The organism is Actinomyces glycerinitolerans, from assembly GCF_900098745.1.
GTDB classification, from domain to species: domain Bacteria; phylum Actinomycetota; class Actinomycetes; order Actinomycetales; family Actinomycetaceae; genus Actinomyces; species Actinomyces glycerinitolerans.
The window spans coordinates 9,933-24,187 of sequence record NZ_FQTT01000002.1 but is presented as its reverse complement, the minus strand read 5'-3'; the positions used below and the strand labels follow the sequence as shown (position 1 = coordinate 24,187).

At 71.9% G+C, this 14,255-nt stretch carries 8 protein-coding genes; 5 read left to right on the top strand and 3 right to left on the bottom strand.

Features of this window, described 5'->3' with window-relative positions:
• Window positions 1-4: 4 nt before the first annotated feature.
• Together ACGLYG10_RS03235 and ACGLYG10_RS03230 are read right to left on the bottom strand one after the other, a co-directional pair.
• The gene (locus ACGLYG10_RS03235) at window positions 5-1,417 is read right to left on the bottom strand and encodes a replication-associated recombination protein A (protein WP_073327890.1); all 1,413 of its coding nucleotides are present in this window, start codon (window positions 1,415-1,417) and stop codon (window positions 5-7) included.
• A 38-nt stretch (window positions 1,418-1,455) separates the two neighbouring features.
• Window positions 1,456-2,469, bottom strand: coding sequence for an ROK family protein (locus ACGLYG10_RS03230; RefSeq protein ID WP_244542556.1), 1,014 nt, complete (start codon window positions 2,467-2,469; stop codon window positions 1,456-1,458).
• A gap of 200 nt (window positions 2,470-2,669) precedes the next feature.
• On the opposite strand from ACGLYG10_RS03230, the gene ACGLYG10_RS03225 reads away from it, so the two are divergent.
• The 3 genes from ACGLYG10_RS03225 (at window position 2,670) to ACGLYG10_RS03215 (ending at window position 4,901) form a co-directional block, all read left to right on the top strand.
• The gene (locus ACGLYG10_RS03225; protein ID WP_073327887.1) at window positions 2,670-3,323 is read left to right on the top strand and encodes an HAD family hydrolase; all 654 of its coding nucleotides are present in this window, start codon (window positions 2,670-2,672) and stop codon (window positions 3,321-3,323) included.
• A 327-nt stretch (window positions 3,324-3,650) separates the two neighbouring features.
• Window positions 3,651-4,610 (top strand): SPFH domain-containing protein, encoded by a 960-nt coding sequence (locus ACGLYG10_RS03220; RefSeq protein ID WP_073327885.1) that lies wholly within the window; start codon window positions 3,651-3,653, stop codon window positions 4,608-4,610.
• Window positions 4,611-4,640: 30 nt separating this feature from the next.
• Entirely contained in the window at window positions 4,641-4,901 is a 261-nt protein-coding gene (locus tag ACGLYG10_RS03215) for a type II toxin-antitoxin system antitoxin (protein WP_073327884.1), read from the top strand.
• A gap of 313 nt (window positions 4,902-5,214) precedes the next feature.
• Here the strand turns inward: ACGLYG10_RS03215 and ACGLYG10_RS03210 are convergent, their stop codons facing one another.
• Window positions 5,215-7,905 carry an excinuclease ABC subunit UvrA gene (locus ACGLYG10_RS03210; protein ID WP_073327882.1) on the bottom strand — a complete coding sequence of 897 codons (2,691 nt, stop codon included), beginning with the start codon at window positions 7,903-7,905 and terminating at the stop codon, window positions 5,215-5,217.
• Window positions 7,906-7,979: 74 nt separating this feature from the next.
• On the opposite strand from ACGLYG10_RS03210, the gene ACGLYG10_RS03205 reads away from it, so the two are divergent.
• Both ACGLYG10_RS03205 and ACGLYG10_RS03200 read left to right on the top strand, forming a co-directional pair.
• The gene (locus tag ACGLYG10_RS03205; protein WP_073327881.1) at window positions 7,980-8,450 is read left to right on the top strand and encodes a helix-turn-helix domain-containing protein; all 471 of its coding nucleotides are present in this window, start codon (window positions 7,980-7,982) and stop codon (window positions 8,448-8,450) included.
• Window positions 8,451-8,693: 243 nt separating this feature from the next.
• Window positions 8,694-14,159, top strand: a complete 5,466-nt coding sequence (locus ACGLYG10_RS03200) for a DEAD/DEAH box helicase (protein WP_073327960.1) — start codon at window positions 8,694-8,696, stop codon at window positions 14,157-14,159.
• The last annotated feature ends 96 nt before the right edge of the window (window positions 14,160-14,255 follow it).

Genomic DNA, 14,255 nt, shown 5'->3' with positions numbered 1-14,255 from the left:
GGCATCAGTTGTCGGAGCGGAGCTTGGCGCGCAGGTCGTCCCAGTAGGCCAGGCGCTCACGGATGCGGCGCTCCTGCCCGTTGGCGGTGGGCTCGTACAGGCGCTCGCGCCGCTCGCGCGGCGGCAGGCCCTCCGGCATGTAGTCGGCGCCGGAGAAGCCCTCGGGGGTGTCCGGGTCGTACTGGTAGCCCTCGCCGTAGCCGAGCTCCTTCATCAGCCGGGTGGGCGCGTTGAGTATGTGTGCCGGCGGCATGAGTGAACCGGTTTGCCGCGCCAGCCTCATCGCCCGCCCCAGGCCCCGGTAGACGCTGATCGACTTCGGCGCCGTCGCCAGGTAGACGACCGCCTGAGCGATGGCGAGCTCGCCCTCCGGGGAGCCGAGCCGCTCGTAGGTGTCCCAGGCGGCCAGCGTCATCTGCAGCGCGCCGGGATCGGCCATGCCGACGTCCTCGGAGGCGAAGCGCACCAGCCGCCGCGCAATGTAGAGCGGATCCTCCCCGCCGGCCAGCATGCGCGCCAACCAGTACAGGGCGGCGTCCGGGTCGGAGCCGCGCATGGACTTGTGCAGCGCGGAGATGAGGTTGTAGTGCTCCTCGGAGGACTTGTCGTACAGGGGCGCCCGGGAGGCGACGACGGCGGCCAGCGCCTCCTCATCGAGTGCGGCGGGCTCGGTGGGGGCGGGTCCCGTGGGCGTATCGGCGCCCGTGTCGGGGGTCGCCCCCTGGGAGTCCGCGTAACCGACCACCTGCTCGACCATGCCCAGCAGGTAGCGCCCATCGCCGTCGGCCATGGTCAGCAGCGCGCGACGGGCGCCGTCGGTCAGCGGCAGTCGCCGACCGAGCAGCGCCTCGGCGCGGGCAAGGAGTTCGGCCAGGGCGTCGTCGTCGAGGCGGTGCAGCACCAGTACCTGGCAGCGGGACAGCAGGGCCCCGTTGAGTTCGAAGCTGGGGTTCTCGGTGGTGGCGCCCACGAGCACCACGGTGCCGTCTTCGACGTACGGCAGGAAGGAGTCCTGCTGGGCGCGGTTGAAGCGGTGGATCTCGTCGACGAACAGCAGCGTGCCCTGGCCGACCTCGCGGCGGCGCGCGGCGGCGGCGAAAACCTTGCGCAGGTCGGCCACGCCGGAGAAGGTGGCCGACACCTGCTCGAACACCAGGCCGGTGCGGTCCGCCAGCAGCCGGGCGATCGTCGTCTTCCCGCAGCCGGGTGGGCCCCACAGGATGATCGAGGCCAGGCGTCCGGCGGCGACCATCCGCCCCAGCGGCGCATCCGCGGCCAACAGGTGGTCCTGCCCGACGACGTCGTCGAGTGTGCGCGGCCGCAGCCGGTCCGCCAGCGGGCGAGTGGGGTCGTCGACGATCGGGCCGCCGGCGTCGGCCGCGGCGTCGAAGAGCGAGGGCGCGTCCTGCGGGGTCATGGCACCAGGCTACGGGGCCAGCCCGACACCGGGCACGGCTACTGGGCTCGTCTCACCTCCCAGGCGGTGAGACCGGTGGGGCTCGTCACGGCGTCCAGAGCGATTTCGATGGCGCCGATCGATGCGGCGTCGGAACCGAGTTCTCCGGAGACGATACGCGGGCGGTCATCGCGCAGGCACCGCATGAGGCCGCTCGCCAGGGCGGCCTCAAAGGCCTTTGGCGAACGTGAACGCAGAAGCGGGCCGATTCCGCCGAGTGTGACGATGTCGGGGTCGGTGGTGTTGATCAATCCGGCTAAGCCTCGTCCAAGGCTCGCCGCGGCGGCTTCAATGACGGGAACATCGTGGGGAGCGGCCTGGGTGATGGCGGCCTCGACGGTGGCCGTAGCGGAGTCGCTCAGTCCTAGTGTCCGGGACAGCGCGCCTGTACCCAGTGCGGTGTCCCAGCAGCCGCGTGCCCCGCAGCCGCAGACCGCATCCGGGTCGCCGAAAGGAAGATGGCCTATCTCCATGGCTAGGCCGGTCGCCCCGAGTACGGGGGTTCCGTTAAGGACGAGTCCTCCGCCAACACCGTTGAGCACGGTTACGTGTAAGGCGCTGCGCCCGTCGCGAGCGGCGCCGCGGCGCGACTCCGCCAGGGCCTCGCAGGTGCCGTCATTGGTGACGAACAGTTCGGCGCCCGGCACGGTCAACGGTGCGAGGCTCGTCCGCTGCCAGTCCAGGACCGAGGATTGGACGATGTTTCCGTCGCGGACGGTCGCGGCGATGGCCACGGACACAGCCTGCACTCTGCCGGGATGGTGCTCGACCACCGCGTCTGAAGCTTGACGGAGCGGGGCGAGTACGCTCCGGGGGCTGTTCCCGTTGTGTGAGCCCGATGCGACGGTGGCGGGTCGGCCGTCCACGCCAGCGGTGGATACGCGCCAATCGGTGGCGCCGATCTCGATCGCAAGGACGAGTGGACCGTGGGGATGCGCAGTGAGTGCAGCCGTGGGGCGGCCGCGCCCGTGCGGAACGGCTTCTCCTTCGTCGAGGAGTTCTGCCTGACGCATCCTCGTCACGAGATCGGCCGCTGTTCCGCTGGAGATACCGAGGTGGTGAGCGACCCGCGCACGGGTGATGCCCGGGTTCTTGCGCACCAGCGCGCAGACGTCGGCCGCAAGCGTCCAGCGGAGTTGATCGGCAGTGGTGCGTCGTGATGCCACGGGGCCTCCCTCTAGTTTTTTACTCGGCGTACGAGTTTAATGGATGTATGACTTCACTCATGCATCATCTTGCCTCCTGTCGCGCCCTCCTGTTCGACATGGATGGAACCTTGATTGACTCCAACGATGCCGTCGAGTCCGCATGGACGGCCTGGGCGCGGGACAATCATCTTGATCCGGCCGCCGTGCTGGCAGTGTGTCATGGTCCGGATGCGGCAACGACCGTCAGGCGGTTTCTGCCGGACATATCTGCTGCGGAGGTGGACGAGCATGTGGCGGCACATCTGGAGCGCGAGTGCGCGGACACTTCTGGTGTGCGTCCGGCCCCAGGTGCCCTACGGCTAGTCGCGTGGATGCAGGAGAACGGCATTCCTTGGGCGGTGGTCACTAACGCTTATCGGCGACTGGCGCTTGCGCGACTTGGTGCCGCCGGCATTCACCCTCCGGACATCGTCGCCTTTGATGACGTCGTGCGCGGCAAGCCGGACCCTGAGGGTTATCTGCTGGGGGCGCGACGCCTGAGTGTCGAGCCGCGGCAGGTGGCTGGAGTAGAGGATTCTGAGTCCGGGCTAGCGGCGGCGCGTGCTGCGGGCATGGTCGTAGTCAGCGTTGGCGGAGCGCGGCCGGCCGATGTCGTGTGTCGCGACTTGAATGAGTTGCGTCAACTGCTGGCCGATGCCGCGACGCGCCGCTGCTCATAACTGCACGCGCGAGCTCTCGATGAGGAGAGTGTTACTGCGGTGGTAGGGGGTGGGGTGTGGCGATGCAGTGGCACGGAATGCACCACTTTAGGAGCCTGCCCGGTAGTGAGCGCTCGGTGATTCGGCGGAATCAGGTCGTTTCTGTCAGCGTGGTGCGCGCGATGTGATTGAAAGTGGTGCATCTGGTGACAGGCGTGGGCCTGCGGGTGGGTGGCGGCAGGGGAAGGAGCTTGCCTCCCGTCAAAAAATAGCTATCATATTGCTATAGCTGCTGCGGGAGTCGGGAGGGGTTCGCCTCCGCCGCAGCGGTTCGAACCGGAGGTCATCATGTCCGCGGCGCCCCACGCCCCCATCGCCCAGCAGGAGTCCGGCGTCGTCAAGGGGCGAGTCGACATCGCTGAGCGTCCCGCCATCAGCGCCGGATCCGGTGCGGCCTTCCTGGTGCTGCTCCTGCTGCTGGGGATATTCGGCCTGTCTATAGCCGCCTTCATCACCGGCGCCATCGCCGCGGATCAGGGTGAACCGGGTGGGGTGTCGCGCCTGGTCGTAGGCTCGGTGGGCCTGGCCATCCCGCTGCTGTTGTTTTCCTCCTTCGTCATCGTGGCCCCGGGACAGACCAGCGTGCGCCAGTTCTTCGGCCGCTACGTCGGCACCGTGCGCCGCACCGGCCTGGTCCTGGTGCCGCCGCTGACGTCCGGCAAGAAGGTGTCCATCAAGGTCCACAACTTCGAGACCAACGAGATCAAGGTCAACGATCTTGACGGCAACCCCGTGGAGATCGCGGCCATTGTTGTTTGGCAGGTGGCCGACACGGCGCGCGCGGTCTTCGCCGTCGAGGAGTACGAGGCCTTCATCAAGGCACAGGCGGAGTCGGCGCTGCGGCACGTGGCCACCACCCACCCTTACGACGAGCCCGGCCCCGGCGAGACCTCCCTGCGCGGCGGCACCGACCTGGTCTCCGCCGAGTTGGCCGAGGAGGTGGCTGCGCGCGTGGCGATCGCCGGGTTGGAGATCATCGAGGTGCGTATCTCCTCCCTCGCCTACGCCCCGGAGATCGCCCAGGCGATGCTGCAGCGGCAGCAGGCCGGGGCTGTCATTGCCGCCCGCGAGCAGATCGTGGAGGGCGCGGTCACCATGGTGGACCAGGCCCTAAAGCGCCTGGAGGCGGACGACATCGTCTCCATGGACGACGAGCGCCGGGCGCAGATGGTCTCCAACCTGCTGGTGGTGCTCTGCTCCGACCAGCGCACGCAGCCAGTCGTCAACACCGGCTCCCTGTACGCCTGAGGTCGGTCGGCTCGGTGACGGAGGGCGCCGATGACGGGCGGTAAGCGCAAACAGGTCCTGCTGCGCCTCGACCCGGCGGTCCACGCGGCCATCGCCAAGTGGGCCGCCGACGACCTGCGCTCGGTCAATGCGCAGATCGAGATCATCCTGCGCCGCGCGCTCGACGACGCCGGCCGGGGCGTAAAGGCCGCTCCCATGCGGGGTAGGGGCCGGCCCCGGAAGGACGTGGAGGGCGCCGACGGCGCCCGGGATGGCGATGGTGCGAGTTCTGTCGGGGCAGATGGTAGGTAACGCTGCGGTGATGGGATCGATGAGGGCTCTCGTGGAGGGGCCGCTGTTTTGTGGGGGTCATACCGGTCGACTGACGGGACGTAGTCCGGATGTGTGGTCGGGGTGTCCGGATCTATGACAAACGGGTCCGGCGATGTCGGTCGCTGCGGACGAATCGTTGGAATCATGCGGGCGCCGGATCGGGTCTGGCGGGCGTCAACGGTCGTTTGTCATAGATTTGGACACTGTGTCTCCGGACAGGCGACTCGCAGGCCGGCGGGAATCGGAGGGCAGTCGTCGACGCGTCATTTGAACCGACCTCGGCACGTAACTTCTACCGACCTCGGCGGGAGGGGGAGGCTGCGTAGGACAGATGGGCGGCGAGGTAACGGGCAGTGACGCTGCTGGTTGCGTCTGCGGGGAAGACGCCGTCCGTGTTCGCGTTCCGCTCTGCTGCGGCGGCCAGCTGCTCCGGGGTGCCGGCGGCGACCACGCGGCCGCCCGCCTCGCCGCCGCCCGGGCCCATGTCGATGACCCAGTCGGCGTTGGCGATCATGTCCAGGTCGTGCTCGATGACCACCACGCTTGCGCCCCGCTCCACCAGCCGGTCCAGTACCCCCAGCAGCACGCGCACGTCCAGCGGGTGCAGGCCGATGCTCGGCTCGTCGAGCACGAACACCGTGCCGTGCTGGTCGCGGCCCAGGTCGGCCGAGAGCTTCAACCGCTGCGCCTCGCCGCCGGACAGGGCCGTCGTCGTCTCCCCGAGCGTCAGGTAACCCAGTCCCAGCTCGGACAGCAGGCGCAGGTGGCGGCGCACCCTGGGCAGGTCGGCACAGACCCGTTCGGCCTGGTCCACCGTCAGCGCCAGTAGCTCCGGCAGGGACAGTCCCGCGTCATCCCGGCCGTCGTCGTCCCCGTTTGTCTGGTGGCCATCGCCCCCGTCGGCCTGCCGGTCGCCCGCCGCCCGGGCGCCTGCGGCCCCGCCGCCCGGCACTCGGCGGATTTCACGCGCCGCCTCGCCGTAGCGGGAGCCGCCGCACTGGGGGCAGACGATGTCGACGTCGGGCAGGAACTGCACGTCCAGGACGATCTGGCCGGTCCCGTCGCAGTGATCGCAGCGCAGCGAGCCGGTGTTGTAGGAGAAGTCGCCGGCCTTCAACCCCGCCTGGCGCGCGGCCGGGGTGCGCGCGTACACGCGCCGCAGCTCGTCCATGACCCCGGAGTAGGTGGCCACGGTTGAGCGGACGTTCGTGCCGATGGGGGAGGCGTCGACGACGACCACTCGCTGTGTCTGCTCGGTCTGGATGGAGGTGGCCGGGGCGGGTAGGGGGGCGTCGTCGGCGAGCGCGCGCAGCGCCGGCACCAGTGACTCCAGCACCAGGGTGGTCTTGCCGGAGCCGGACACGCCGGTCACGGCGGTGAGCCGCTGCTCGGGGATGGCGACGTCGAGCGCGTGGACCGTATGGATCGGTGCGGTCTCCAGGTGGATGGCGCCGTGGGCGAAGGCCTCGGCGGCCTCGGCGCGCTCGCGGCATACGACCTCCGCCCGGCCGGTGATGAACGGGGCGATGCGGCTGGCCGGGTCGGCAACCGCCCGCTCCACCGGCGCGTTGACCACGATCTCGCCACCCGCCTGCCCCGAGCCCGGACCGATCTCCAGCAACCAGTCGGCCTCGCGCAGCAGGGCGACGTCGTGATCGACCACCAGCACCGAGTTGCCGTCCGCCAGCAGGTCGCGCACCACGCCGGTCAGACCGTCCAGGTTGGCCGGGTGCAGGCCTATGCTCGGCTCGTCGAGCACGTAGAGCACCCCGGTGGTGCGGTTGCGTACGGCCCGGGCCAGCTGGACGCGCTGCCGCTCCCCGGTGGACAGGGTGGAGGAGGCCCGGTCCAGGCTCAGGTAGCCCAGGCCCAGATCCAGCAGGCGGCGGGCGGTGACGGTCAGCTCGTCGACGATCTGCCGGGCCATGGCCACCAGCTCCTCCGGCATGGTGTCGGGGATGCCGGCCACCCACTCCACTAGCTCGCCCAGCGGGAGCCGGCAGGCCTCGTCCAGGCCGATGCCGCTCACCTTGGTGGAGCGCACCGCCTCCGACAGGCGGGAGCCGCCGCAGTCCGGGCAGACGGCCTCGTGGAGGAACTTCTCCACCCGCTTCATGCCCCGCTCGTCCTTCACCTTGGACAGGGCGTTCTCCACCGTGTGCACCGCGCTGTAGTAGGTGAAGTCCATCTCCGCGGCGACGTCGGTCTTCTCGTTGACGTAGAGGATGTGCTTCTTCTCGGCGGGGCCGTGGAACACGATCTCCCGCTCCTGCTCCGTCAGCTCGCGGAACGGCACATCCGTGCGCACGCCCATCTCGCGGGCCACGTCCTTCATGAGCGACCACATCAGGTTCTGCCAGGGGGCGACGGCGCCCTCATCGATGGACAGCGACTCGTCGGGCACCAGGCTCGCCTCGTCCACGGTGCGCACGACGCCGGTGCCCTCGCAGCGGGGGCAGGCGCCCTCGGAGTTGAAGGCCATCATCTCGGCGCCCGGACCGTAGAACTCCACCCCGCAGGTGGCGCAGGTGGTGGGGACCTCGAGGGCGACGTCGGTGCTGGGCGCATTGGGGTGGCCGTTGGGGCAGCAGTGCGAACCTAGGCGCGAGTAGGCCAGGCGCAGCGAGTTGAGCACCTCGGTGGAGGTGCCGAAGGTGGAGCGCACGCCGGGTACGGGCGGACGCTGGTGCAGGGCCAGGGCGGCGGGGACGTGGAGGACCTCGTCGACGTCGGGGCGGGCCGCCTGCGTCAGGCGCCGGCGCGTGTAGGTGGACAGCGACTCCAGGTAGCGGCGGGCGCCCTCCGCGTAGAGCACCCCCAGGGCCAGGGAGGACTTGCCCGACCCGGACACGCCCGCCACCGTCACCAGTTTCCCCAGCGGCACCTCGACGTCGATGTTCTTGAGGTTGTGCACGCGGGCGCCGCGCACACTGATGGTGGTTGGGCTGGACGGGGCAGTGCTGGCGGGTGCGGTGGCTGGCATGGGGCTCAGGCTACGTCGAGGCGCCGACACAAACACGCCGCAGCGTAATAGCATTCCTGCTATACACTTTGAGCATGAGGCGCTTCAACATTGATGCGGCGCCCGAGCTCATCCGTGCCGCACGACGTGACGCGGGGTTGACGCAGACCCAGTTGGCTGAACGTGCTGGCCTGCGGCAGCCGAGTCTGGCCCAGATGGAGTCGGGCAGGCGTTCCGTCTCCGACGAAATGTTGGAACGCGTCCTGCGTGCGGCCGACTACCGTCCGTCCATTCCGCTCGCCGCACACGCCGATGAGATCAGCGCCAGTGCCAGGGCTCACGGCTTCGCGAATCCGCGGGTGTTCGGCTCAGCGTTGCGCGGTGAGGACACCTTCGACTCCGATATTGATCTGCTGGTCACGCCCGCCCCCGGCACCGACCTGTTCGATCTGGCCCTTTTCGCCGCCGAGGTTGAGGAGCTCACGGGATTCCCGGTCGAGGCGGTGGCTGATACCTCGGTGCCCGATGCCCTCAAGAGCGCCGTCCGAGAGGCGGTGCCGCTGTGAACGACGCCGTCAGTCGATGAATGATGACCTGTTCTGGGCGGCGGTGACACAGAGGGTGCCGGAGATCCTGGACCGACTGATCGAGGAGTCGGCAGGGCCGGAGGAACGCTGACGGGCAAACGGCTCGTGGGGCGCCGCCCCCGCTCGAGCCAGAGCCGGCTGCCACCGCCGTCCGAGATGGCTGCGGGGTGTGGGCCAGAATGGGACCGATTAATGTCGGCGGCCGCGCCTATCCTGGCCCCGATGCCGCCCACACTGCCCGCTGCCTTCACTGCCGCCACGCGCGCCTGGTTCGACGCCGCCTTCCCGGCCGGCCCGACGCCGGTGCAGCGGCGCGCCTGGGAGGCGATCGGCCGCGGCGAGAACGCCCTGGTCATCGCCCCCACCGGCTCGGGCAAGACCCTGGCGGCCTTCCTGTCCGCCATCGACCGCCTCGCCCGTCCCGTGGCGCAGGTGGCCCAGGGCGATGAGCCCGCCCTCGGCGACGCCGCCCCGGCCGGTGCCATCCCGGCCGACCGCCGCCGCACTCGGCAGCCGCGCGGGCGCGGGGTGCGGGTCCTGTACATCTCCCCGCTCAAGGCCCTCGGCGCCGATGTGGAACGCAACCTGCGTCGTCCCCTGGCCGGCATCACCGCGGCCTCCGCGGAACTGGGCGTGCCCGCGGCACCGCTCGCCGTCGGCATGCGCACGGGAGACACCACCCCGGCCGAGCGGCGCCGCCTGCGCACCAGCCCGCCGGACATCCTCATCACCACCCCGGAGTCGCTGTACCTGATGCTCACCAGCGCGGTGCGCGAGACGCTGCGCACCGTGGACACCGTGATCGTCGACGAGATCCACTCCTTCGCCGGCCAGAAGCGCGGCACCCACCTGGCTCTGTCCCTGGAGCGGCTGGACGACCTGTTGCCCCGCCCCGCTCAACGCATCGGCCTGTCCGCGACGGTCCGCCCACCCGAGGAGATCGCCCGCTTCCTGGGCGGCCCCCACCCGGTCGGCATCATCGCCGACGACGACGCCCACGCCACTCCCGATGTGACCGTCGCCGTGCCCGTGACGGACATGGCCCGCGTCCCGGCCACGCTCGACCGCCACGAGCGCGCCCTGCGGGGTGCGCCCGGCCGTGGGGGCCCGGACGGAGGGACGGGAATCGGCCGTGGCCCAGGCGGAGGGGTGCGGGCAGGCGGCACTCGCCCGGACGGCCCGACCGGTGCCGCTGGCGGCAGAAGCAGTCGGCAGGCCTGGCGCAGCGATCGGGCCCTGCGTGCCGCCATGGCAGGCGAGATCGCCGGCACCGGAGGATCCGCCGGCGCGGGCGCCCCGGCCCGCATGACGGCCTCCATCTGGCCGCATATCGAGCACGCCCTGCTGCAGCAGGTCCTCACCCACCGCACCACGCTGATCTTCGTCAACTCCCGGGGCGTGTGCGAGCGCCTGACCGCGCACCTGAACGAGGCCTACGCCGCCCATCTGGCCGAACGAGGCGCCGCGTCCGCCCCCGAGCCCGTCCGCCACCACGAGTCCTGGGAGATGGGCGCCTCCCAGCACACCCGGCCCCTGCCGGCCGACGCCCCGGTGATCGCCAAGGCCCACCACGGCTCGGTATCCAAGGAGCAGCGCCGCCTGGTCGAGGAGGAGCTCAAGTCCGGCGAGCTGCGCTGCGTGGTGGCCACCGCCTCCCTGGAACTCGGCATCGACATGGGTTCCATCGACCTGGTCCTCCAGGTGGCGCCCCCACCGTCGGTCGCCGCCGGATTGCAGCGCGTCGGCCGGGCCGAGCACCGCGTCGGCGGGCGGCCCCGCGGGGTCATCTACCCGATCGAACGCACCCAGCTCGTGGACGCGGCCGTCGTGGCCGAGGGCATGCGCGCCGGCAGCATTGAACGCACCGCGCTGGTGTCCAACGCGCTGGACGTGCTCGCCCAGCAGACGGTGGCCGCCGTCGCCGTCGAGGACCGCACCGCCGACGACTGGTACGCCACCGTCACCCGCGCCGCCCCGTACCGGGACCTGCCCCGCACCGCCTTCGACTCCGTGCTGGAACTGCTCGCCGGCGGCTACGCCTCCGCCGACTTGAGCGACTTCTCCCCACGGATCATCTGGGACCGGTCCACCGGCGCACTCACCGCCCGCCCCAATGCCCAGCGCCTGGCCGTCGCCGCCTCCGGCACCATCCCCGACCGCGGCATGTTCCCGGTGATGCTGCCCGAGGGCGACGCCGCCACCGGCCGCCGCCGCGTGGGGGAGCTGGATGAGGAGATGGTCAACGAGTCCAGCGTCGGGGACGTGATCACCCTGGGTACCGCCTCCTGGCGCATCCGCGAGATCGGGGCGGACCGCGTCGTCGTCGACCCCGCCCCCGGCCGCAGCGCCCGGCTGCCCTTCTGGCGCGGGGAGGGGACTGGCCGCCCGGCCGCCACCGGTGCCGCGAAGGGCGCCTTCCTGCGGCAGGCGGCCGCGGCCCTGGGCGACGGCGGCTTCGGGGACCCGCCCCAGCCGGAACTGACCGACCGCCTGCACCGCGCCGGCATGGACGCCGGCGCGCAGGCCAACCTGGTGGCGCTGCTGCGCGAGCAGCGGGCGGCGACCGGCGTCGTCCCCTCCGATACCGACCTGGTGCTGGAGCGGTGCCGGGACGAGTCCGACAACTGGCGACTGATCCTGCACAGCCCACTCGGCCGCCGCGTGCACGAGCCCTGGGCCATGGCAATCAAGGAGCGGGCCCGCCGCATGCTGGGGATCGACCCGCAGATCGTCACCGCCGACGACGGCATATTGCTGCAGACCCCGCCCACCGAGCAGCCGCCGGGCGCGGAGCTGTTCGTTTTCGACGCCGCCGAGCTCGAGCAGCTGGTGCGCACCCGGGTGGACCAGACCGCCGTGTTCGCCGCCCGCTTCCGCGAGTGCGCCGCCCGCGCGCTGCTCATGCCCTCCGCGCGCCCCGGCCGCCGCACCCCGCTGTGGCTCCAGCGGCTGAAGGCCGGTCAGCTCCAGGAGGCCTCCCGGCGCTTCCCGAGCTTCCCTGTGCTGGTGGAAGCGGCCCGCGAGTGTCTGCAGGACGTGTGGGACCTGCCCGCCCTGCGCGCCCTCATGGAGCGGCTCGCCGCCGGGCGCGCGCGTGTGGTCGAGGCGGTCACGCAGGTGCCCTCGCCCTTCGCCGGGCCGCTGCTGTTCGGCTACACCGGCACCTTCCTGTACCAGTACGACCTCCCGCACGCCGAGCGCCGCGCCCAGCTGCTCTCCCTGGATCCCGACGCCGTGGCCGAGCTTGTGGGCGACGGCGGCATCGCCGACCTGCTGGATGAGGAGGTCATGGCGCAGGTCGAATCCGAGCTGCAGCACCTGGCACCCGGGCGGCAAGCGCGGGCCGACGCCGAGGGGCTGGCCGACCTGCTGCGTGAACTCGGCCCGCTGTCGGCGGGGGAGTTGGCCGCCCGCTGCCGGGGCGACGACGGCGAATCGGCGGTGCACGGGCAGGCTGAGACTGCTGCCGCGGGCGAGGATGCGGACGCCGGCGGCGTCGATGCCGCTGGTGGTGCCGCGGGAGGGGACGAGGCCGCCGCTGATGTTGGGGGCGGGGCCCCTAAGGGAGTGCGCGTGGGGCTCACGGCGCTGGAACGGGCGCGGCGCGCCTTCCCCGTGCGCGTGGGCGGACGCGAGTGCTGGGCGCGCGCGGAGGACGCGGCCGCCCTGCGCGACGCCCTCGGGGCCCAGGTGCCCGACTGGGCGGTGCGGCCCGCTGTGACAACGTCGACCGCACCGGTTGAGCCGGCTGCCGGGCAGGCGGAATCGGGTGTTGAATCGCCCGCCGTCGGCGTCGCGGGGATTTTGGGTGCTCCCGCGGTCGCTGCGGAGGCTTCGGCACCCCGTGGGGCGCTGGCCGACCTGGTGCTGCGCCACGCCCGCACCCATGCTGAGGTGACCGCCGAGGCGGTGGCCGGGGCCTTCGGCCTGGGCGCTTCCGTGGCCGCGGATGCGCTGACGGCGCTGGCCGATGAGGGCGCGCTCATGCGTCTGCGTCTGAGCGGCGGCGCGCAGGTCCGTTGGATGGCACCTGAGGTGTTCACCCGGGTGCGCAACCGCTCCCTGGCGAAGGCGCGGGCCGCCGTCGAGCCGGTGCCGCCCGCGGCCCTGCAGCGGCTCGTGCTGGAGCGCGCCGGTATCACTGCGCGTGCGGAGGAGGCGGGTGCCGCGTCAGCGGCGGCGGGTTCGCCGGGAGCGCAGGGTTCGCCGGGAGCGCCCGGTACCACCGGCGGCAGTGGCGCATTCGGCGTCGCCCCAGGGCTCGGCGTGGAGGCGCTCGCGGAGGCGATTGCCGCCCTGGAGGGCGTGTGGCTGCCCGCCGGGCTCTGGGAATCCGTGGTTTTCCCGGCGCGCGTGGTCGGCTACCGCCCCGCCATGCTCGACGACCTCATCGGCTCCGGAGACGTGATCTGGGTGTGCCGGACGCAGGACGGGGTCACGCCGGGCGAAATCGCCTTCTTCCCATCCGACTCCCCGCTGGCGCCCGTCGCCGGAGCGCCCATCGGCACAGGCGAGTACGACGCGGAGGAACAGTGGGCGCTGGTGGGTTCCGGGCAGCTGACCGCCGACTCCTTCGCACCGGTGCGGGCACTCCTCCAGCCGCGGCCACCGGCCGTGCCGCCGCGGCGTGTGCGCAGTCGCCGCACCCGCCGCTACGGCGGCTACCGCACGGGTTATCTCACCGAACGCACCCGCCCGGCCGGATCTGCCGGGGCGGCGCAGTCGACGCCGTCCACGTCGGGGCCGCTGCCGCCCCCGGACGCGCTGCGACCGTCATCGGCCTCGACGGCCGGTGGGCTCTCCGCCGCCGGCGGCAGCCCGACGGCGGCCCACAACCCGGCGCTCGCCGCCGCGCTCGCGACCGCCTCCTGGCGTCGGCTCGCCCCGCCGCAGGTCACGGCCGAGGAGCAGGCCGTGGCCGACGTCGAATCCCTGCTCGACCGCTACGGCATCGTCAGCCGGGACGTGGCGCTCGCCGCCGGTATCCCGGGCGGCATCACCCCGCTGCTGCCGGTGCTGCGACGCATGGAGGACGCCGGCGTCGTGCTGCGCGGCGCCTTCGTCACCGGGCTCGGGCCGAGTCAGTTCGCCGGCCGGGAGACCGTCGACCGGCTGCGCGCCCTGGCGGGGCGTGACGGCGGACTCGACGGCGCGGCAGCGGGCACGCCAACCGCCGCACAGTTCACGCCGTCGGACGAGCCTGCGGCCGGGCGGGCGCCGGAGCAGTCTTCCGCCTCCCGCCCCGAATCGGTGGCGGTGCTGGATCTGAAGGACCCCGCCTGCCTCATGGGCGGCGTCGTCCCCTGGCCCGAGCCGGCGCTGCCGCCCGACTTGGCCGCGCGGGCCGCGGATGTCGCAGATGAGGAGTTGCCGCGCCCGGCGGCGCGGCAGGGCACGCGCGTCGTCCTGATCGGCGGGCGGCCGGTGCTGCATGCCGCCGAGCGGCTGCGCGCCCTCACCTGCTACACCACGATCCGGGCAGAACTGGAACGGGCGCTGGCCGCCGTCGTCGCCGCCGAGACCCGCGCCGCGCTGCGGGAGACCCCGCGCAGCACCGGCAAGCGCGTGGTGGAGGCCCTCAACGGCGTCTCCGCACTGGACCCGGTGGTCGGCGACCTGCTGGAGACGGCCGGACTGGTGCGCGACCCGCGCGGCATGCGTCTGCACATCGACCCCTACCGGAGCTGAGCCGTGCCCGACCCGCACCCGTTGACCGGGACCCTGTTCGACTCGCCCGTCCCGCCGGGCGGGGGGAAAATGACTCGATGCGACTCCCTGATCCTC